The organism is Micromonospora sp. NPDC049081 (genome assembly GCF_040648835.1).
In the GTDB taxonomy this organism is placed as follows: Bacteria; Actinomycetota; Actinomycetes; order Mycobacteriales; family Micromonosporaceae; genus Micromonospora; species Micromonospora antibiotica.
The window spans coordinates 23,002-44,330 of sequence record NZ_JBEZEK010000022.1; the positions used below are offsets into that span (position 1 = coordinate 23,002).

Consider the following 21,329-nt stretch of genomic DNA (forward strand, 5'->3'; position numbering starts at 1 on the left):
AGTGTCCGGTCCCGCGCCCCCGGCGTACTGGAGCACGACATGAGACTTTTCCGGCCCATCCTCGGCGCGGCCACCGCCGTCCTCGCCGCCATCGCCTGCACCGCCCCGGCCACCCCCGCGTCGGCCGCCGACGTCGCCTACGACGTGCTGGTCTTCTCCAAGACCGCCGGCTTCCGGCACGACTCCATCGCGGTCGGCACCCAGGCCATCCGTGACCTGGGCGCGGCCAACAACTTCACCGTCACCGCCACCGAGGACGGTGGCCAGTTCACCAGCGCCAACCTCGCCCGGTTCGAGGCGGTGATCTTCCTCAACACCACAGGCGACGTGCTCAACGCCAGCCAGCAGAGCGCCTTCGAGTCGTACATCGCCGCCGGTGGCGGGTACATGGGCGTGCACTCCGCCGCCGACACCGAGTACGACTGGCCGTTCTACGGCAACCTGGTCGGGGCGTGGTTCGCCTCCCACCCGGCCATCCAGCAGGCCACCGTACGGGTGGAGGACCGCGCGCACGCGGCCACCGCCCACCTCGGCCCGACCTGGCAGCGCACCGACGAGTGGTACAACTTCCGCACCAACGCCCGCTCCACCGCGCACGTGCTGGCCAACCTCGACGAGTCGTCGTACTCGGGGGGTGGGATGGGGGCCGACCACCCGCACGTGTGGTGCAAGACGTACAACGGCGGCCGGTCGTTCTACACCGGCGCCGGGCACAACCAGTCGGCGTACTCCGAGCCGGCGTTCCGGGCCCACCTGCTCGGCGGCATCCGGTACGCGGCCGGCCGGACGAAGGCCGACTGCCGGCCCGAGACCGGTTACACCGCCCTCTACAACGGCTCCACCAACGGCTGGTCGCAGGCCGGGCCGGGTAGCTTCACCAACTCCAACGCCACCCTCAGCTCGGTCGGCGGGCTGGGCATGCTCTGGTACAGCGCGAAGCAGTTCACCAACTACTCGCTCAAGCTGGACTGGAAGGTGGACGGGGACGACAACTCCGGCGTCCTGATCGGTTTCCCGCCGTCGAGCGACCCGAACTCGGCGATGGACAACGGCTACGAGGTGCAGATCGACGCCACCGACACCGTCGACCGGACCACCGGCTCGGTCTACTCGTTCCAGGCCGCCGACCAGGCCGCCCGGGACGCGGCGCTGAACCCGCCGGGGGAGTGGAACACCTACGAGCTGCTGGTCGAGGGGGAACGGCTCCAGGTCTTCCTCAACGGAGCGAAGATCAACGACTTCACCAACACCAACCCGGTGCGCTCGCTCGCCGGCCACATCGGCATCCAGAACCACGGCACCGGTGACGACGCCTCGTTCCGCAACATCCGGATCAAGGAGCTGGGCGGCACCACGCCGACCAACGGCACCGGCCCGATCAAGGGCCTGGGCGGCAAGTGCCTGGACGTGCGCAACGGTGCCACCGCCGACGGTACCCAGATCCAGATCTTCACCTGCAACGGCAGCGCCCGCCAGACCTGGACGGTGACCCCGAACGGCCCGATCAAGGCGCTGGGCAAGTGCCTGGACGTCTCGGGCGGCGGCACCGCCAACGGCACGAAGATCCAGCTCTGGACCTGCACCGGTGGCAGCCCGCAGGTCTGGTCGGCGCAGTCCGACGGCACCCTGCGCAACCCCGCCTCGGGCAAGTGCCTGGACGTCAACGGCAACAACTCGGCCGACAACACCGTGGTCCTGCTCTGGACGTGCAGTTCCTCCGCCCCCAACCAGAAGTGGACCCTCCCCCAGTAACCCCACCCACCCACCCACTCCGCCCCCGGCTCCCGTCCGTGGGTTCGCATCGGTGATCAAGAGGTTTGCGTCACGCGGGTCGCCCGTCGTGACGCAAACCTCTTGATCGTTACCGGCTCGGTCCGGCCGGCTTGGTCCGGCGGGGCCGGGGTTGACGGGTCCCGCCGGGCCGGGCGGGAGGGGTTTCGTGAGGGGCGGGGCGGGCCTAGAGTGGTGGGCGGCGACCTGCGGGTGGCCGGTGACCCGACGGGAGGCGCAACCCGTTGGGCCCAGGTGCACGTGCACCCACCGGTGATCCGGCACGGCCGCCGACGTACCGGCCCGGCCCGGTCACCCTCGCCCCGGTCCCGCCCAGGAATCCCCACCACAACAGGGGAGAGACAGACGATGGCGCGACCGATCACGCTCTTCACCGGCCAGTGGGCCGACCTGCCGTTCGAGGAGGTATGTCGGCTCGCCTCCGAATGGGGCTACGACGGACTGGAGATCGCCTGCTGGGGCGACCACTTCGAGGTCGACAAGGCACTCGCCGACGACTCGTACGTCGAGCGCAAGCGGGAGACGCTGGCCAAGCACAACCTGAAGGTCTTCACGATCTCCAACCACCTGGTGGGCCAGGCCGTCTGCGACCACCCGATCGACGAGCGGCACCAGGACATCCTGCCCGCCCGAATCTGGGGCGACGGCGAACCCGAGGGGGTACGCCAGCGGGCCGCCGAGGAGATCAAGGACACCGCCCGCGCGGCGGCGAAGCTCGGGGTGGACACGGTGGTCGGCTTCACCGGGTCGTCCATCTGGCACACCCTGGCGATGTTCCCGCCGGTGCCGCCGGCCATGATCGAACGCGGCTACCAGGACTTCGCCGACCGCTGGAACCCGATCCTCGACGTCTTCGACGAGGTGGGGGTGCGGTTCGCCCACGAGGTGCACCCCAGCGAGATCGCGTACGACTACTACACCACCAAGCGGACCCTGGAGGCGATCGACCACCGGCCCGCGTTCGGCCTCAACTGGGACCCGTCGCACTTCGTGTGGCAGGAGCTGGACCCGGTGAACTTCATCTTCGACTTCGCCGACCGGATCTACCACGTCGACTGCAAGGACGCGAAGGTACGCACCGGGGACGGTCGGCGGGGTCGGCTCGCCTCCCACCTGCCCTGGGCCGACCTGCGACGCGGCTGGGACTTCGTCTCCACCGGCCACGGTGACGTCCCCTGGGAGGACTGCTTCCGGGCGTTGAACGCGATCGGCTACACCGGGCCGATCTCCGTGGAGTGGGAGGACGCCGGGATGGACCGGCTGGTCGGTGCGCCGGAGGCGCTGGAGTTCGTCCGCCGGCTCGCCTTCGACGCTCCGACGGCGGCGTTCGACGCGGCGTTCAGCAGCGGCAAGGACTGAGACGTACTTCGGGCCGGTCGCCACGTGGCGACCGGCCCGAACGACGTACGGACGATCAGAGGGTGCTGCCGTTGGTGCCGGTGCCCGGCGCCTTCGGCTTCGGGGTGGTCACCGACGAGCTGGTCGGGCTGACGCCCGACTTGGCGCCGACGGTGGCGGGGGTGCCCGCGAAGGCGTCGTCCGCCGGGGTCAGCTCCGGCTTGCCACCGTTGCCGGTGTGCAGCTTCTCGCCGAGCTTGGACTGGCCGAGCTTGTCCTTGCCCTCGCTGTAGAGGCGGTTGGCCTGGGCCTGCGCGACCCCGGCCGCCTCCTGGACGGTCGGGTGGTCGAGCACCTTGCGGCCCCGCACCACCAGCTCCTCGTACTTCTCCCGGCCGGCACGGGCGCCCAGGACGAAGCCCGCAGCCAGCCCGCCAAGAAACATGATCTTTCCGCGCATGGCGGCTCCTTCCGTACCTGACGCTCCCGTCGTTCCCGCCCGGTGGTGCCGGTCGGGAACGACCATCGTCGCGCCCCACAATTTCTCGGTCGACAGCTAACTACCCATCCTGCTCCGCAGTCATACCTGCTTGGGTGGGGATGGCGATTTGTCCTTATTGTTGGGGCTGATCGTCCCACCCCGTGGCGGCGTGGTCGAAAGCGGCAACCCCTTGGACCGAACCCCCCCGAAGTCCTGTACTCTTGTGCCGTCGCCGAGCGCCGGAGAGATCCGGTTCACTGCGACACGGCAGTCCCCCGTAGCTCAATTGGCAGAGCAGCCGGCTGTTAACCGGCAGGTTTTTGGTTCGAGTCCAAACGGGGGAGCGCAATCCCCACCACAAGCCCGTCGGCCCCTGCCGACGGGCTTTTCCATGCGCCCGGCCCCGCCGCCCGCCCGTCCCCCTGCGACCCCCGCGCCGCCTCGCGACCCCCGCGCCGCCGCGCGACCCCGCGCGGTCACCACCGCACTCGCGCTACCGCCACCAGCGCCCCCGCTCTGCTGCCCCCGGGTGACCGCGTTGCCGTTGTTCCGCCCGATGCGTTGCCGCTCTGCTGCCCCCGGGTCGCCACGTCGCCGTTGTTCCGCCCGCCCGGTGCCGCCGCTCTGCTGCCGTGCCGCTTCCGTTCGGTCGCGTGACGTCCGGTTGCTGTCGCCGGTGCCGCCGGGCCGTGTCTGGGGAGACTTGTTGTCGCTGGGGCGACAAGAAGTCTCCACAATCCTCAGGTTCGGATCGTGGGTACGCGGGTCGGGGTGGTCAGAGGTCCGGGGTGGCGCAGCTCGGTGCGGGTCCCGCCGACCGCGAAAGCCCGGCGCTGCGGCGCAGTCGGGCGACGGGGCAGTGCGTCGCGCTGCGGCGTCGGCTGCTCCCGGTCGATCCAGCCGATCGTGCACGGCTGAGTGGTGCGGATGGGCGGTTTCGGCCCCGGGCGGCGTATTCGGACGGCAGGATGACAACTGTCGACCTAGACTCCCGTTGCGTCGATTGCTGCGTCGATTGAGGGGTGGACCGGGAATGGCCGGTGGGCGGAGCCGGGGCGCGGCCACGCTGATCGCCGTGGCGGTCGTGCTGGCCTGGCTGGTCGTCGGTGGGATCGCCGGGCCGTACGCGGGAAAGTTGGGCGACGTCGCGACCAACGACAACGCCTCCTTCCTGCCTGCCGACGCCGAGGCGACCCAGGCGCAGGACCTGGCCGCCGGCTTCGTCGCGGAGCCGACCACCCCCGCCCTGGTGGTCTATGCCCGCAGCACCGGCATCACCCCCGCCGACACCCGGCGGGCGGTCGCCGACAGCGCCCGGTTCGCCCAGGTCGACGGGGTCGTCGGGCCGCTGCCCCCACCGATCGCCAGCCAGGACGGGCAGGCCCTGCAGGTGGTGGTGCCGATCGACGACTCCGAGGGGGAGCGGATCGGCCAGGTGGTCGACGAACTGCGGAGCATCGCGGGGGGCGACCGCGACGGGCTCACCGTGGACGTCGCCGGCCCGGCCGGTCTGCTCGCCGACCTGATCGAGGTCTTCTCCGCCATCGACGGGCCACTGCTGCTGGTCACCCTGGTGGTGGTGCTGATCATCCTGCTGATCGTCTACCGCAGCCCGGTGCTCTGGGTCTTTCCGCTGCTGGCGGCGGGGATGTCGTACGCGTTGGCGTCGGTCTTCGTCTACTCCCTGGCCAAGAACGACGTGATCAAGCTGAACGGGCAGGCCCAGGGCATCCTCACCGTGCTCGTCTTCGGCGCCGGCACCGACTACGCATTGCTGCTGATCGCCCGTTACCGGGAGGAGCTGCACCGGCACGAGCGCCCCTGGGACGCCATGCGCGCCGCCTGGCGGGGTGCCGCCCCGGCCATCGCCGCCTCCGGCGCGACCGTCATCGTCAGCCTGCTCTGCCTGCTGTTGTCCAGCCTGAACTCCAACCGGGCGCTCGGCCCGGTCGCCGCCATCGGTATCGCCGCCACCCTGCTGGTGATGCTGACGTTCCTGCCCGCCCTGCTGGTGCTCGGCGGCCGGCGGGCGTTCTGGCCGCGTACCCCCAGGGTGGACCGGGCGGACCCACAGGCCGAACACGGGCTGTGGGCCCGGATCGCCGGCTTCGTCGCCCGGCGGGCCCGGGTGGTCTGGCTGACCACCGCCGTGGTGCTGGCCCTGCTCACCCTCGGTCTCACCCAGCTCGGTGCGACCACCCTCGGCCAGTCGGAGCTGTTCACCGACCGCACCGACTCGGTCGCCGGGCAGGAGGTGATCGCCCGGCACTACCCGGCCGGCACCGGCAGCCCGGCGACCATCTTCACCCGCCAGCAGAGCGCCGGGCAGGTCGCCCAGGTCGCGCAGGGCGTGCCCGGGGTGGCCGCCGTCCGCCCGGTGACCCGGCGTGACCAGACCGGTCCGCCGGACCCGAACGCCCCGCCCCTGGTGGTCGACGGGCGGGTGCAGCTGGAGGCGACCCTCACCGACCCGCCGGACAGCGACGCGGCCGAGCGGACCATCCGCGACCTGCGTGAGGCGGTGCACCGGGTGCCGGCCGCCGACGCCGTCGTCGGCGGGTTCACCGCGATCGACGTGGACACCTCCGACGCGTCCACCCGGGACCGCAACGTCATCATCCCGGTCGTCCTGGCGGTGATCGCGGTCATCCTGGCGCTGCTGCTGCGGGCCCTGGTCGCGCCGGTGCTGCTGATCGCGACGGTGGTGCTGTCGTTCCTGGCCACCCTCGGCCTCTGCGCGGTGATCTTCCGCTACCTGCTGGACTTTCCCGGCGTCGACGCGTCGTTCCCGCTGTTCGCCTTCGTCTTCCTGGTCGCCCTGGGCATCGACTACAACATCTTCCTGATGAGCCGGGTCCGCGAGGAGTCGGTCCGCCGGGGCACCCGGGCGGGGGTGCTGGCCGGGCTGACCGTCACCGGCGGGGTGATCACCTCCGCCGGCATCGTGCTCGCCGCCACCTTCTCCGCGCTGGCCGTACTCCCGTTGGTGGTACTGGTCGAATTGGGTGTGGCGGTGGCCGTCGGGGTACTGCTGGACACCATCGTGGTCCGCTCGCTGCTGGTGCCCGCACTGTCGTACGACATCGGGCCGAAGGTGTGGTGGCCGAGCCGGCTGTCCCGGTCGGCGCGCAACGACACGGAGGTGCAACGTGCCCGCTGAGACGGACGTGGTGATCGTCGGCGGTGGACTCGCCGGGCTGGCGGTCGCCCGCCGGCTGCACCGGGCCGGGGTGCCCTGGCGGCTGCTGGAGGCCGGCGACCGGATCGGCGGCCGGGTCGCCACCGACACCGTCGACGGCTACCTGCTCGACCGGGGCTTCCAGGTGCTCAACACCGCGTACCCGAGGCTCGGCACCCTGCTCGACCTGGGCGCCCTCGACCTCGGGTGGTTCACCTCCGGGGTGCTGGTCCGCCGCGGCGACCGGCTCGACCGGCTGGTCCACCCGCTGCGCGAACCCGGCGGCGCACCCGCCACCGCGCTCGCCGGCATCGGTTCGCTGGCCGACCGGCTGCGCTTCGCCGCCCTCGCCACCGGTTGCGCCACCCTGCCGGCGCACCGGCTGCTGACCGCGCCGGAGACCACCAGCGAGGCGGCGCTGCGCCGGGCCGGCCTGTCCGACACCATCATCGAGGAGCTGATCCGGCCGTTCCTGTCCGGCGTGCTCATCGACCGGGAACTGGAAACCTCCAGCCGCGTGCTGGCGATGATCCTGCGGTCCTTCGTCCGGGGCCGCATCGGCCTCCCCGCCCGGGGGATGGCCGCGCTGCCACAGGCCGTCGCCGCCCCGCTGCCCGCCGACCTGATCACCTGCGACACCCCGGTCACCTCGGTCGCCCCCGGCCGGGTCCGCACCCCGGACGGTGAGATCGCCTGCCGCGCCGTCGTGGTCGCCGCCGACCCGACGGCCGCGACCACGCTGCTACCCACCCTGCCCCGGGTACGCACCCACAGCTACACCACCTACTACCACAGCGCCCCCGAGGCGCCGCTCGACGAACCGATCCTGCTCGTCGACGGCGACCGGCGGGAACTCGTCGCCAACACGGTGGTGGTCAGCCGGGCCGTCCCGTCGTACGCCCCGGCCGGGCGGCACCTGGTGGCGACCTCCGTGGTCGGCCCCGACGCCCCGCCCGAGCCGACGGTCCGGGCCGAACTGGACCGGCTCTACGGATGCTCCACAGCGGACTGGGACCACCTGACCACCGTGTCGGTGCCGCACGCCCTGCCCGCCGCACCACCGCCGCAGGGACGGCTGCGTAAGCCGGTGGCGCTCGGCGGGGGGATCTTCGTGGCCGGTGACCACCGGGACAGTCCGTCCATCCAGGGTGCCCTGGCCAGCGGCTGGCGTACGGCCGGGGCGGTGCTCACGGAACTGCGCGCGGCGGGCTGATCCGCAGGCTCGCGCAACACCGGTTCGGGTGCGTCCGGATCGACTGCTGACTGTTATTCTCGCGTTGCCCATCGTGCCGGGCGGTGACTTCTCGTCCTACCGGTTCGGGTGCTGGCAGGTGGTCTGGCGGGCAGGTTACGATCCGGCGCGGTATCGGGGCGGTAGCTCAGCGGGTTAGAGCAGGGGACTCATAATCCCTCGGTCGCGGGTTCGAGCCCCGCCCGCCCCACCAGCGCAGACATGGTCAGTCGGTGCTCTGCCGGTGCCCGCGTACCCGGGGTTGTCCAGGTTCATCCGTTACGGGCGGCAGGGCCGGCGTCGGGGCGCGTCGGGTCGGTCCGTTCTGTGCCGTCGTGGCCGTTCTGCTGGGCGGCACGCTGTGCGGCGTGCATCTCCCAGGGCGCCTGGGGCAGCACGCGGCCGGTTTCGAGCAGTGACTTCAGGTTGGCCATGACCGCGGGCCAGCCGGCGGAGACGGCCTCGAAGTCGTCGTCGGACGGCAGGTTCACGTGCGTGACAGTCAGCCGGACGATGTCCCGGTGCGGTTCGATGAGGAAGGTGACCGTGGAGGCGTCCGGCCCGGCTTCGGCGTCGACGTCGCCGAAGGTCATCACCAGCCGGGTCGGCGGGGTCGCTTCGAGGATCATGCCGCCGCCGTCGGCGATGCCCGAGCCGTCGGTGCGTTGGTGTTCCCACCGGGAGCCGGGCCGCCAGTCGGAGACGTTGCGGTGGCCCCAGTAGGTGCCGGTCAGGTCGGCATCGGTCAACGCCTCCCAGACCCGTTCCGGGGTGGCGTGGATGTAGGTCACGTAAACGAAGGTGGGTCTGGTGACGTTCATCTGCGGCTCCTCTGCCTGTCGGCGGATCCCGTCGAGCACCCGCAGTCGAGGTTCCTCGAAGGCGGCGATCCAGCGTTGCGGCAATTCGTGGATGGGGACGGGGTTGAGATAGTGCCACTTCTCCCGGCCTCGCCGGACGGCGTTGACCAGGTTGGCCTCCTGCAACACGCCGAGGTGCTGCGTCACCGACTGCCGGGTCATGGCCAGCTGGGCGCAGAGTTGGCCCAGGGTCTGACCGTCTTCCCGGCGAAGGCTGTCGAGCAGGCGGCGGCGGGTCGGGTCGGCGAGCGCCTTGAACACCTTGTCCATGTCACCGGCCATGACCAGGATTATGCAGGCATCTGCCTGCCTAATGTCAAGCGCTCTGCCCGGGGGTGTACTGGCGGATGATCGTGATCGTTCGGCTGCGATTTCGCACCCTGCCCGGCCGGGCCTTGGCCAGCAGCCACAGCGGCCCTCCGAAATGGCTTCCGGAGGGCCGCCGCGCGCGCTGTGGAGGCACTGAGGCCGGCGAAGGCGGGGGGTCGGCGAAGGCGGGGGGTCGGCGAAGGCGGGGGGTCGGCGAAGGCCGGGGGGTCGGCGAAGGCCGGGGGGTCGGCGAAGGCCGGGGGGTCGGCGAAGGCCGGGGGGTCGGCGAAGGCCGGGGGGTCGGCGAAGGCCGGGAGCGGGCAAAAGCAAAGGCAGGGAGTACACGCCTCCCTGCCACTTCTAACGTATATCGCACCCCGGGGCTTGTGGCAAGACCCCGGTGCTGGTGCAGAATCTCCACTCGACGCCAGAACCTGGCGAAATCTGTGATTCGCGAAGCATGTGTCGGTATCGACGCAGCGGGCGGCGCGAACAACCGAACGGGGATTCCATGATCGACGTCATCGTCGTGGGCGGCGGACCGACCGGCCTGATGCTGGCCACGGAGCTGCGGCTGCACGACGTATGGGTGGTGGTGCTGGAGCGCGACGCCGAACCGACAAGCGTGGTGCGCTCGCTCGGCATGCACGTACGCAGCATCGAGGTCCTCGACCAGCGGGGCCTGCTGGAGCGGTTCCTCGCCCACGGCAAACAGTTCCAGTTCGGCGGCTACTTCGCCGGCATCGCCAAGGAGTGGCCGTCGCGGATGGACACCGCGCACGGCTACATCCTCGGCATCCCGCAGCCGGTCACCGAGCGGCTGCTGACCGAGCACGCCACCGGGGTCGGCGTCGAGATCCGGCGGGGCACCGAACTGGTCGGGCTGAGCCAGGACGCCGACGCGGTGACCGCCGAGCTGGCCGACGGCACCCGCCTGCGTACCCGCTATCTCGTCGGCTGCGACGGCGGTCGCAGCACCGTTCGCAAGCTGCTGGGTGTCGGCTTTCCCGGTGAGCCCACCCGGAACGAGACGCTGCTGGGCGTGATGGAGCTGACCGCGCCGCACGACGAGGTCGTCGCGGTGATGACCCGGGTACGCAGGACGCAGCTGCGGTTCGGGGTCGGCCCGGTCGGGGACGGCGAGGGGCTGTACCGCGTCGTCGTACCCGCCGCGGGGGTGAGCGAGGACCGGGCGGTCCCCCCGACCATCGAGGACTTCCGGCAGCAGTTGCAGGCGACCGCCGGCACCGACTTCGGGGTGCACTCGCCCCGCTGGCTGTCCCGCTTCGGCGACGCCACCCGGCTGGCCGACCGGTACCGGGTCGACCGGGTGCTGCTGGCCGGCGACGCGGCGCACGTGCACCCGCCGCTGGGCGGACAGGGGCTCAACCTCGGTATCCAGGACGCGTTCAACCTGGGCTGGAAGCTGGCCGCACAGGTCGCCGGCTGGGCACCGGACGCGCTGCTGGACACGTACCAGGCCGAGCGCCGGCCGGTGGCGGCGGACGTGCTGGACAACACCCGCGCGCAGACCGAGCTGATGGCGCTGGAGGCGGGCCCGCAGGCGGTGCGGAAGCTGGTGGCGGAGCTGATGGACTTCGAGGAGGTCAACCGGTACCTGATCGAGAAGATCACCGCGATCTCGGTCCGGTACGACCTCGGTGCGGGCCACGACCTGCTCGGCCGGCGGCTGCGCGACGTGGGCCTGAAGCGGGGACGCCTCTACGGGCTGATGCACCAGGGGCGGGGGCTGCTGCTGGATCAGACCGGCGGGCTCTCGGTGGCGGGCTGGGCGGACCGGGTCGACCGGGTCGTCGACGTCAGCGAGGAACTGGATGTGCCCGCGCTGCTGCTGCGCCCGGACGGACACGTGGCGTGGGTCGGCGACGACCAGCAGGAACTGCGTGCCGAACTGGCCCGGTGGTTCGGGTCCGCCACCGCTCACACATCGTGAGTCGGCTCGGTGTGGGTGAAGAACTGCACCACCACGAAGCCGAGCACCAACGCGGCGGCCGGCAGGAAGATGCTCGTGCCCATCGCCTCGGCGAATGACCCGCGCAGCACCTCGGGCAGCGGCCCGGTGGACTGGGCGGCGGCCCCCGCCGACACCGTGCCGCCGGACTGCCCGAACCTGCTCTCGACCTGGTGCTGCATGAGTACGCCGACGGCGGCGCTGCCCAACACGGCACCGACCTGACGGGTGGTGTTGTAGACACCGGAACCGGCGCCGGCCAGCCGCAGCGGAATGTTGCGGTTCGCCGTCGCCGTCAACGGCCCCCAGATGAACGCGTTGCCGACACCGACCAGGGCGAGCGGTGCCAGGACGGTGCCCACCCGGGTGTCGTCCCCGGTCACCAGACCCAGCCAGAAGAGGGCGCCGGCGTTGGTGGCGAAACCGAACCCGGTCAGGTAGCGGGGGTGCACCCGGTCGGCCAGCTTGCCCGCCGGCAGCGCCAGCGCCCCGGCGAGGACGGCCAGGGGGATCAGGAGCGCCGCCGACCCGGTGGGGCTCAGGCCCATCGACTTCTGCGCGAACAGCATCAGCGGGACGGCCATGCCGGTGATCGAGAAACCCATGCAGGCGACGGCCACGTTGGACAGGGCGAAGTTGCGGTCCCGGAACAGCGCCAGCGTCATCAGCGGGTGGGCCGCCCGGGTCTGCCACCACACGAACAGCAGCAGGGTGGCGACGCCGGTGCCGATCAGGCTCCACACCGTGATCGGCACCGGACCCACCTCACGAACGAGCCCCCAGTCGTACCGTTGCCCCTGCTGGAGCCCGAACGCCACCAGGAACAGCCCGACCCCGCTCAGCGCGATGCCCGGGTAGTCGACCCGCTGCCGGTGGGTCGGCAGCGTCGGCACCAGCACCGTCGCGGCGACGAAGGCGGCCACGCCCAGCGGAAGGTTGATGAAGAACACCCACTGCCAGCCGAGCCCGTCGACGAGGAGGCCACCCGCCAACGGCCCGACCAGGATCGCCACCCCCGCCACCGAACCCCACACCGCCATGGCGGTGCCGCGCTGCTGCCGGGGGAAGGTGCGGGTGATCACGGCCATCGTCTGCGGCGCCATCAGCGCCGCGCCGAGGCCCTGGACCACCCGCGCGGCGATCAGCACCTCCGCGGTGGGTGACAGCCCGCACCACACCGAGGCGGCGGTGAACAGCAGCAGACCGAGCAGGTACGGGCGCTTGGGGCCGAACATGTCACCGAGTTGGCCGGCCAGCAGCAGCGGCACCACGTAGGCCAGCAGGTAGCCGCTGGTGACCCAGACGACCGCGTTGAGGTCGGTCTCGAGGTCCACCCAGATGGCGTCGGCGGCCACCGAGACGATGGTGGAGTCCAGCAGGATCATGAAGATGCCCGCCAGCATCGCCCACAGCGCCGGCCAGGGGCGGTAGCCGGGGGGCAGCCCCGACGTGTCGTCCGGCGTGGGCGTCGGCCCGGTGGTCGGCCCGGGGTCGGCTGCCCGGTCGGGTTGCCGGCCGACCGGTGCCCCGCCGGCGACGTCCGGCCGCGCCTGCCGTCCGGCTACCTGATCGTGGTCCATGTGGGCCTCCAGTGGTGACTGTCATCGCTGCCGGGAGGTCGGCTGCCGCGGCCGGGCCCGATGACGGCAACCGGCGGGCCGCCGGGTGCCGCCGACCGACGGTCGGCCGGAGCCGCCCGGGCCGGCCGTTTCCGCAGCACGTTGGGGGCCGGCCCGGCCGGTCGCCCCCGCCGCACGGCACGTCCGCCACCGCAGGCTCCCACAGCCGGTGGCCCCGCGACCACGACCACGACGCCGTGTGTCGGTGCGGGCCGGTGCGGTCGGTCATGGCTAGCTGACCAGTGGCTCGGGCTCACCCGAGTGCCGCGCGACCGGGGCCAACTGCGCCGGACCACCCGCGTACGGGAGCAGGCACGCGTTGCCACCGGGCAGGTCGCGGACTGCCCGGCCGGCGGGCTGCCGGGTGTTCTCCCGCCCCGGCAGGACCGGGGCTGTCGGCTGCCCCTGCACGGTGACCTCGGTGATCTCGTAGAACCAGTGGATGGTGTCGCCCTTCGTCACGTAGCTGGCGGCGTACTCCTGCCGCCCTTTCTCGAACTGGGCCAGCAGCGAGTTCTTCACCTGCAACCACTCGTCGGTGTAGAACAGCAGCGGGATCTCGATGCGTTCGAGCAGCCGGGACCGGATGACGCTGCCGTCCTGGGGCGGATGCGTCGACCGGGAACGGGTGAAGATGTCGGCGATGCCGATCAGCGAGTTCAGCCCGATGATGGCGCGTCCGTTCGCGGTCAGGTGGTTCGGCAGTTGTTGCAGAAAGCGCAGCAGGACGCTGTCGCCGTAGAACATCGCCTCCAGGCCGAGCGAATGGTGCTTCTCGTCGAGTTCCGCGATGAGATTGTCCGACGGGGTACGCCAGCCGGGCGGGTTGAACACGATGAGGTCGAACAGGGCCGGCTCCCCGTCCACGGCGGGCGGAAAGAGGTCGCTGTGCCAGAAGTCGATGGTCGGGACACCGAAATTGGCGAGTTCGTTCTGTCGGGCGGTGGCGACGGCCGAGGCGGAGATGTCGGTGGCGGTTACCGAGGTGGCGCCCAGGTGGCGCAGCAGCAGCGCGATCGCGCCACTTCCGGTGCCGATCTCCAGGATGCGGCCGGTGATGTCCCGTCCGCGCAGGCTGCGGACCAGGTAGTCGCCGAGGGCGATACCGGCGCGGCTGACGTGGAAGGTCCCCGGCCGGTCGAACAGGCGGAAGTGGTGCCCGCACCCGAACTCGGCCTCGTAGGTGTCACCGTCGGTGCCGCCCACCGGGGGGACGTCGGTGCCGGTGGGCGGTGCCTCAGCCATCGGACCCACCGGGGCGTGCGCCGCCCTGCGGGACTCCGTCGGTGGACGCGGTCACGCCGAGGGATCCTCGGACGGTCATCCGTCCCGTGGGGCCAGCACTGACGATGAACAGACACCCGGCATTGGTCATGGCCATTTCCCCGATGTGTGTGGCGATCCTGGTGCGACTGCCGGGCCGAGGTGCGCGGTCTGTGGTTCAGCGGATCGCGCCCGTGGACCGATGGTGACTCGACCGGTGGGCAATGGTATTTGCGACGAGCCGTACCCCCCGGTCACGGCAACGAACGGTGTCACATAGACATTCATGATCACAAGCAGATGAATGTCTGCAATTATTGCCCCCAATGACGTGATGTCGGGCGGGCAGGTGTGGGGTCGCCGTCCGTACGGACGGCGACCGACGGATTCCCGACCGGGTCCACCGTGGCCGGGGAACCGGCACCCGCCCCCCGGGGCGACGGCACACCGTCCGGACCGGGCCCGCCGCGAGTGGCGGTACCCGTTCGGTCAGAGCGCATTCTCGGCATCGATGAACCTCACGAGTTCCGCGAGCGGAACGGCGCGCTCCGGCGCGGCGGTACGGACGAACCGCTTTTCTCTGCGCAGGTACTCGGAGAAGAAGTCGATCCGCTTGGCGAAGAAGCGCTCCAGGGTGGAGGGGTCGTCGAAGCTCTCGTTGATGACGAACAGGCGGTCCTCCAGCCCGAGCAGTTTCAGCATGTAGTCGAGGATGTCGCCGGTCGCGGCCTCGGAACGCCCGCTGACGTGGTAGATGTCCTGCCGCGGCGACGCCATCTCGGCCGCCACGATCGCCCGCAGGTCCGCCACGACGTGATCCACCGGAATGAAGGACAGCCGGGTGCTGCGGTCGGCGGTGAAGCGGACCGACTCGTCGGAGTCGCCGAGCATCTCCCGGAACTTGCGCAGTTCACTGAGGAAGCCGTAGAGGCCCGTGTAGCTGCCGCTGGGCCGGTAGTCGTGCGAGGTGCCGGTGATGATCGAGGGACGCAGGACCAGCCGCCGTGGCCCGTCGAAGCCGGCCACCAGGTGCTCGGCCGCGCACTTGCTCTCCTCGTAGACGTTGCTGAACCGGGGCGGCCGGTGCAGCGCCTCGGGCACCTCGCCGTGCAGCGTGCCGCAGGTGAACGCCGTCGACACGTAGACGAACAGGTCGGCACCGAGCTCCGTCGCCAGCTCCAACGCGTGCCGGGTGCCCTCGACGTTGGTGCGGAACACCTGTTCGCGCTGTCCCCGCCGCCACTGCAACGACGCCGCGAGGTGCCAGAAGACCAGCGGCCCGGCACCGCGCCGGACGGCGTCGGGGGCGACCCCGCAGCGCGGTTCGGTCAGTTCCGACTCCACCACGACCATCCGGCGGCGGGCCGGTGGCAGGTCACCCCCCGCCTCGTCCAACGCCGCGTGGACCCGGTCGCTCGCCGGTTGCCGCGAGTTCCCCCGGGCCAGCGCGGACACGTTAAGGGCGGTGTCGTCCAGGAGAAGGTCGGTCAGCAGGTGGCTGCCGACGAACCCGGTCGCACCGGTCAGCACATGGTCGGTCATCTCAGATCGCCCGCTCGACGGCCCGCGCCAGATCGGCTGCGGAGCGGGACTCGATGTCGTCGGACTGCGGCACCCGACGGTCCTTGATCCGGGCGGTCTTCCAGCTCACCCAGCCACCGGTGGCGCTCTTCAGATCCAGCAACGGATGGATGGTGACCTCGGTGGGGACGCCGAACGCGGCGGTGACCCGGTCCGCGACGAGCGTCTTGAGGTGGTCGTGGTCGGCGCCCTCCTTGGCCTTGATCCGGACCTGCACCCGGTCCTGGCCGTCGACCGAGTCGACCTCCAGCTCGTACCCGTACTTGAGCTCCGGATCGGCCAGGATGGTGTCGTCGATCTCGGCGGCGCTACGCCTGCGGCCACCGAGTTCGGTCATGTCCTTGACCCGGCCGAGCACCTTGACGGTCCGCCGGCCGGAGTCGTCCGGCACGATCGAGACCAGGTCGCCGGTCCGGTAGCGGATGAGGGGCTTGAGGCCGGGCACCAGGGTGGTGAGGCAGAGTTCGCCGTAGCCCTCCAGCCCCAGCGTCTGCTCGGTCTCCAGGTCCAGCACCTCCAGCAGGTAGGTGGGCTCGATCGCCACCACCGTGCCGTCCGGGCGGGTCACCGCCGGACACCCCGCCTCCTGGGAGCCGTACATGAAGTTGTAGGTCTCGGCGTTCCACGTCTGGGCGAGCAACCGGCCCATGCCGTCCGAGCACATCTCGCCGGTGGTGAGCAGCACCTTGACCGCCAGGTCGTCCGGCACCTCCACACCGTAGGAGGAACTCATCTCGGCCAGCGCCATCAGCAGCCCCGGCGAGCAGAGGATCATGTTGACCCGCAGCTCGACGAGCACCTCGAAGAACCGGGCGAACCCGAGGGTCGGGGTGATCGGAAACAGGTCCAGCTTGGCGATGCCGATCTGCTTCGCGGCGAAGGACAGGCTCAGGCAGGCCGCGTGGACGTCGTTGGGGGCCACCACGGCCAGGATGGGGCGCTCGCCGCCGTCCGGGAAGTGCTTGCGCACGATGCGGTCGAGCGCGTGCGCCAGCGGCAGCACGTTGAGGTCGAAGTCGATCGCCGCCCGGGGGCACGGGGTGGGTCGGCCGGTCGTCCCCGTGGTCTCGAAGTAGAACTGCGCGTCGCCGACCGGCCCGCTGAGCATGTCGTGCATGGCTTCGCGCAGGTCGTCCTTGGTCGTGTAGGGCAGGTGCGCCAGGTCCGCGAGCTCCTCGATGTCGAGGTTCGCGCCCGCCAGGTGCCGTCGGTAGAAGGGCGATCTGTCGTGAACGTGGCCGAGCACCGTCCGCAGCGCCGTCGTCTGCCAGTCGGTGAGCTCCGCCGCGCTCACGCGTCCCTCGTTCCATCGTTCCATGAAGTCAACCCACGGGGCGGTATCCACGTGTCGGGACTCTCTCTGTGAAGGGTTTCGGATGGGGACGGGCGGTACGGAGCTGGCTGCACCCGGGTTCGGCTGGTCGCCCGCCGGGTCCGGCGTCCCGTCGGTGTCGAGGCGTCGCAGGAGCCTGGTCGTTTCCACAATTCGGTGCTGCGTCGCGCCTCGGCACGGCCGGGTCGATCCGCCCGGGACGGACCGGCTGCGACAGGTCGCGTCCCAGGTAATGGCACAGAAGGTTTCACGCTCCATCCAAGATCACAAGTATCTGGAATCCGACATGGACGGTGCTGGGGCGCCCGCCGCGCCGGGTGGCCGGCCCACCGCCGCCGAATGGTCGTGTAACTTTCTGTCCGAACATTGACGTCCATGGTTGTGGAGGTCCGATGCAGACAAACGGGGCACTGCTGTTTCGTGAGCACGTGGTGGCGACTCCGGATCGGATCGCCTTCATCGCCGAGTCCGACGGCACCGAGACCCGGGTGACCTACGCCGAGTTCGACGAGGCCGTGCACCGGGTCGCGGCCGGGCTGTCCGCGCTCGGACTCGCCCCGGCCGACCGGGTGCTGATCTCGACCCGGCCGGGACCGGGGCTGCTCCAGGCGGTCTACGGCACCATCCGGGCCGGCCTGACCGCCGTGTTGTGCGACCCGGCGCTGCCGAGGCCGACGGCTGAGGCGTACCTCGCGGACGTGGGGTGCGTGGCGGCGATCGTCGAGGGCGTCGGATCGGGGGTGGACGACGCGGTCGCCGACTCCGCCGTGCCGCACCGGTTCACGGTCAGCGGGCGTTGGGGGCGACCGTTCGCGGAACTCCTGCGTGCCGAACCGGTGGCGCTGCCGGAGCAGGTGCCGCCCCGGCATCCGGCGGTCGCCTTCTCGACGTCGGGCAGCACCGGACGACCAAAGATGATCATCAAGACCCACGAGCACTTCCACCTGCTGTCCCGCTACCGCAGCGGCGCCTACACCGCCTCGTCGCCGGGGGAGCCCGGCACGCCGACGCGCTACCTGGTGGCCACGTCGCTCTACCACACGGGAGGCATGAACGCGGGCGTCATGCTCGGTCTGCTGCGGGGCTGGACGGGGGTGCTCGCCGGTGCCTTCCACCCGGCGCACGTGCTGCGTCAGCTGGCCCGCCACCGCTGCTCGACCGTGTTGTTCACCCCCTCGCAGGCGGCCGTGCTGCTGCGGGAGGTGGCCCTGCTACGCGACCTCGACCTGCGCCACCTGCGCTCGGTCCGGGTGGCCAGCGGCCCGTCCACCCCCGAGCTGCTCCAGCGCCTGCGGTCGGCCTTCGGCAGCACCGAGATCCTCAACGTCTACGCGCTCACCGAGTGCGCGCCGTGCCTCGGGCAACCGCCGGGGGAGCAGCAGCCGTTGGAGAGCTGCGGGCGGCCCTGGGTCGGGGTCACCGCCCGGGTCCTGGACGACGCCGGCCGCGACAGCGCCGAGGGGGAGCTGTGGCTGCGCAGCGACCTCATCTCCGAGGGCACCATCCTCGACCCGGTGACGACGCGCGAGCGTTACCTCGACGGCTGGCTGCGGACCAAGGACATCTTCCGGGTGGTCGACGGCTGGTACTTCTTCGTCGGCCGCATCGACGACATGTTCGTCTGCGGCGGCGAGAACGTCTTCCCGTTGCAGGTCGAGCAGATCCTCGTCGCCCATCCGGACGTCCTCGACGCGTGCGTCGTCGGCCTGCCCGACCCGGCCCTGGGCGCGGTCGCCGGCGCGCACGTCGTCCTGCGGCCGGGGGCGACGGCGAGCGCGGTCGACCTCGTGGACCACGTGCGCCGGCACGCCCCGGTGCACTGCGTGCCGCACCGGATCGAGCTCGTGCCCGCGATCGCGACGCTCGGGCCGGGCAAGGCCGACCGGCGTACCGTCCGGTCCGCGCTGGAGGGCGGCGGCACGGTCACCCGCCAACGGGCGGACGGCGACGACGTCCGCGCCCGGATCGTCGAGACCTGGAAGTCGGTCCTGGACCTCGACACCGTCGACCCCGACGTGCCGTTCCTGGAGTCGGGCGGCACCTCCCAGCTGGCGGTGGAGATCGTGACCCGGATGAACGCCCTCGGTGTCCCGGTCGACCTGGGGGAGTTCTTCGTCGACGGCAGCCTGCGGCAGCTGCTCGACAGCGCGGACGCCGATCCGGTGCCGGGCGGGTGACCGCGCCAGGCATCGATGGCGGAGATTGTCATCCCGGGGTCACGCATCGATAATCCTGCAATGGATCTCGACGGCCGGGTGCTGGCGGAGGCGGTCGCCGAGCTCGTCCGCATCCCCAGCGTCAACCCGCTGCACACCGGGCCGAGAGCCGAGGAGCACGGTCCGGTCGGTGAGGGGGCGATCGCCCGGCACCTCGCGGACCGCTTCGACCGCTGCGGTGCCGCCGAGGTCGTGCTGGACGAGGTCCGGCCGGACCGACCCAACGTCTACGGCCGCTTTCCGGGCCGGTCCGACCGGCTCGTGGTGCTGGACGTGCACACCGACACCGTCGCCGTCGAGCACATGACCGACCCGCCCTTCGACGGACGCATCGAGCACGACGCCGTCTGGGGCCGGGGCGCCCTGGACACCAAGGCGACCATGGGGGTGGTCCTCGCGCTGCTCGCCGCGATGCACCGCGACGGCCGCCGCCCCGACCCCACCCTGCTGCTGGTCGGCTCGATCGGCGAGGAGGCCGGCGGCCTGCTCGGGGCGACCCGGTTCGCCCCCTGGGCGAGACAGCAGGGCCTGCGGATCGACCAGCTCCTGGTGGCCGAGCCGACCGAGTTCCGGCCCGTGCACGGGCTGAAGGGGCTCGTCCTGATCGAGGTGACGACGCACGGGGTGGCGGCGCACTCGGCGCGACCCGACCTCGGGGTGAACGCCATCGACGCGATGGTGCCGGTGCTCGCCGCCTTCGCCGCCGCCCACGAGCGGCTGAGCGCGACCCCGGGGCGCACCGAGCTGGGCGGCGGCACGCTGTCGGTCACCCAGATCACGGGCGGCTCCGGCAGCAACGTGATCCCCGACCGCTGCTCGATCACCGTGGGTCGGCGCATCGTCCCCGGCGAGGACCCGGTCGAGGTGCTGGCCGAGCTGACCGCCATCGCCCGGGCCGCCTGCCCCGTGCCCTGCGACGTGGTGTCGCTGCTGCCGCGTACGCCCGACGGCAGGCCCGCCTCGCCCGCGTTCTACCAGCGGCCCGACAGCGGACTCGTGCAGTTCCTGGCGCGGACCTGCGGCACCCGACCCACGGTCGCACCCTTCGGTGCCAACGCGTTGCGGTACTCCGGTCTGGCCGAGGAATTGGTAGTCTTCGGCCCTGGATCCATCGAGGACGCTCATCAGGCCACCGAGCGGATCGACATCCCGGACCTGCGACGGCTCGCCGACGTCCTGACGTCGTGGCTCTCGCCCGGCTGACCGGGCCGGCGGGATCGGCGGGCCTGCCCGGCGTCGCGACCCGCGCTGCCGCATTCCGGGCGCGTCGGCGGTCGTCCGGCCACGCGGCAGAGCCGACGCGGTACGCCATCCCCGGCCCTGCCAGGCGGGTGGCCAGGGAGGGAGGACAGATGGCGACAGCCACGGCTGCGGAGACCATCGACCGGGTGTGTGAGCCGGTGCAGCAGTTGAGTCGCAGCTGGATCATGGCGAAGTCCACCAACGCGCACGGGGTGGAGCTGGGATTCGCGACCGGGGTTCAGTTCTGGATCGTCGGTCGGGCCGGCGTGCTCGGCAGTTGCCCGGTCGAGGTGGCGGCGGCGGCGATCGCGTTCGAGCCGGTCGAGGAGGTACGCCGGGCGTGGCTCGCGGTGCCGGCGGGCCTGACCCACCACGACGTGGCGCTGCACTACCGGGACCGGATCACCGGCTGGGGCGAGCGGGTCTTCGCGGACGTCGACCCCGACACGCTCGGCGTCATCGACACCCTGGGCCGCCGCGTCGTCGATGCGGCACCTGCCGCGGTGGGTGCCCTCTTCACCGGCTGGCGGGGACTCCCGCCCCCGGTGGCGTTGCCCGGCCGGGCCGCGTTGACGATCCACCTGATCCGCGAACTGCGCGGCGCCGCCCACATCGCCGCGATCCTGGCCTGTGGCCTCACGCCGCTCGACGCGATCCTCGCCGCCCCCCATCCGCCGCCCCGCACCGGGCCCGCCTACGCCGAGCGGATGGGCTACCGGGGGCCGTTCCGGGACCCGGCCGAGGTACGCGAGCAGCGGCTGGAAGCCGAACGGTTGACCGCGGCGATCATGGTCCCGTACTTCTCCACGCTCGACGCGGCGGAACTCGCCCGGTTCGGTGAACTCGTCGAGACCGTCGGCCACCTGGCCGTCTAGGTGACCGGGTGGGGGTCGGCCGCGTCGCCGGCCCGCCGAG

General features: G+C 71.5%; 14 protein-coding genes and 2 tRNA genes. 10 read left to right on the forward strand and 6 right to left on the reverse strand.

What is annotated here, in order from left to right:
• The first annotated feature begins 39 nt into the window (after positions 1-39).
• Both AB0B63_RS25420 and AB0B63_RS25425 read left to right on the forward strand, forming a co-directional pair.
• Positions 40-1,752, forward strand: coding sequence for a ThuA domain-containing protein (locus tag AB0B63_RS25420; RefSeq protein ID WP_357022975.1), 1,713 nt, complete (start codon positions 40-42; stop codon positions 1,750-1,752).
• Between the two features lie 387 nt (positions 1,753-2,139).
• Positions 2,140-3,150 carry a sugar phosphate isomerase/epimerase family protein gene (locus tag AB0B63_RS25425; RefSeq protein ID WP_208568840.1) on the forward strand — a complete coding sequence of 337 codons (1,011 nt, stop codon included), beginning with the start codon at positions 2,140-2,142 and terminating at the stop codon, positions 3,148-3,150.
• A gap of 55 nt (positions 3,151-3,205) precedes the next feature.
• Here AB0B63_RS25425 and AB0B63_RS25430 read toward each other — a convergent pair whose 3' ends face one another.
• Positions 3,206-3,589, reverse strand: coding sequence for a hypothetical protein (locus tag AB0B63_RS25430; RefSeq protein ID WP_208568841.1), 384 nt, complete (start codon positions 3,587-3,589; stop codon positions 3,206-3,208).
• A gap of 292 nt (positions 3,590-3,881) precedes the next feature.
• On the opposite strand from AB0B63_RS25430, the gene AB0B63_RS25435 reads away from it, so the two are divergent.
• From AB0B63_RS25435 to AB0B63_RS25450, 4 genes are all read left to right on the forward strand, one after another.
• Positions 3,882-3,954 (forward strand) — tRNA-Asn (locus tag AB0B63_RS25435).
• Positions 3,955-4,643: 689 nt separating this feature from the next.
• The gene (locus AB0B63_RS25440) at positions 4,644-6,770 is read left to right on the forward strand and encodes an MMPL family transporter (protein ID WP_357022979.1); all 2,127 of its coding nucleotides are present in this window, start codon (positions 4,644-4,646) and stop codon (positions 6,768-6,770) included.
• Positions 6,760-8,001 (forward strand): NAD(P)/FAD-dependent oxidoreductase, encoded by a 1,242-nt coding sequence (locus AB0B63_RS25445; RefSeq protein WP_357022983.1) that lies wholly within the window; start codon positions 6,760-6,762, stop codon positions 7,999-8,001. Before AB0B63_RS25440 ends, AB0B63_RS25445 begins: the two co-directional genes overlap by 11 nt.
• 155 nt (positions 8,002-8,156) lie before the next feature.
• Positions 8,157-8,233: transfer RNA gene (locus tag AB0B63_RS25450), tRNA-Ile, on the forward strand.
• A gap of 58 nt (positions 8,234-8,291) precedes the next feature.
• Here AB0B63_RS25450 and AB0B63_RS25455 read toward each other — a convergent pair.
• Entirely contained in the window at positions 8,292-9,161 is an 870-nt protein-coding gene (locus AB0B63_RS25455) for a metalloregulator ArsR/SmtB family transcription factor (protein WP_357022986.1), read from the reverse strand.
• A 538-nt stretch (positions 9,162-9,699) separates the two neighbouring features.
• Between AB0B63_RS25455 and rox the strand changes: the two genes are divergently transcribed.
• Positions 9,700-11,142, forward strand: coding sequence for a rifampin monooxygenase (gene rox, locus AB0B63_RS25460; RefSeq protein ID WP_357022990.1), 1,443 nt, complete (start codon positions 9,700-9,702; stop codon positions 11,140-11,142).
• Here rox and AB0B63_RS25465 read toward each other — a convergent pair.
• The 4 genes from AB0B63_RS25465 to AB0B63_RS25480 form a co-directional block, all read right to left on the reverse strand.
• Complete coding sequence (locus AB0B63_RS25465) at positions 11,130-12,740, reverse strand: DHA2 family efflux MFS transporter permease subunit (protein ID WP_357022993.1); 1,611 nt, start codon at positions 12,738-12,740, stop codon at positions 11,130-11,132. The genes rox and AB0B63_RS25465 overlap by 13 nt on opposite strands.
• Before the next feature lie 270 nt (positions 12,741-13,010).
• The gene (locus AB0B63_RS25470; protein ID WP_208568846.1) at positions 13,011-14,024 is read right to left on the reverse strand and encodes a class I SAM-dependent methyltransferase; all 1,014 of its coding nucleotides are present in this window, start codon (positions 14,022-14,024) and stop codon (positions 13,011-13,013) included.
• 507 nt (positions 14,025-14,531) lie between these two features.
• Positions 14,532-15,584 carry an SDR family oxidoreductase gene (locus AB0B63_RS25475; protein ID WP_357022997.1) on the reverse strand — a complete coding sequence of 351 codons (1,053 nt, stop codon included), beginning with the start codon at positions 15,582-15,584 and terminating at the stop codon, positions 14,532-14,534.
• Position 15,585: 1 nt separating this feature from the next.
• The gene (locus tag AB0B63_RS25480; RefSeq protein WP_357022999.1) at positions 15,586-16,917 is read right to left on the reverse strand and encodes a hypothetical protein; all 1,332 of its coding nucleotides are present in this window, start codon (positions 16,915-16,917) and stop codon (positions 15,586-15,588) included.
• A 431-nt stretch (positions 16,918-17,348) separates the two neighbouring features.
• Between AB0B63_RS25480 and AB0B63_RS25485 the strand changes: the two genes are divergently transcribed.
• The 3 genes from AB0B63_RS25485 (at position 17,349) to AB0B63_RS25495 (ending at position 21,289) form a co-directional block, all read left to right on the forward strand.
• On the forward strand, positions 17,349-19,133 hold the full coding sequence (locus AB0B63_RS25485; protein ID WP_357023002.1) for an AMP-binding protein: 1,785 nt from the start codon (positions 17,349-17,351) through the stop codon (positions 19,131-19,133).
• 60 nt (positions 19,134-19,193) lie between these two features.
• Positions 19,194-20,375 carry a M20/M25/M40 family metallo-hydrolase gene (locus AB0B63_RS25490; protein ID WP_219464207.1) on the forward strand — a complete coding sequence of 394 codons (1,182 nt, stop codon included), beginning with the start codon at positions 19,194-19,196 and terminating at the stop codon, positions 20,373-20,375.
• A 149-nt stretch (positions 20,376-20,524) separates the two neighbouring features.
• Entirely contained in the window at positions 20,525-21,289 is a 765-nt protein-coding gene (locus AB0B63_RS25495; RefSeq protein ID WP_357023006.1) for a hypothetical protein, read from the forward strand.
• Positions 21,290-21,329: the final 40 nt, after the last annotated feature.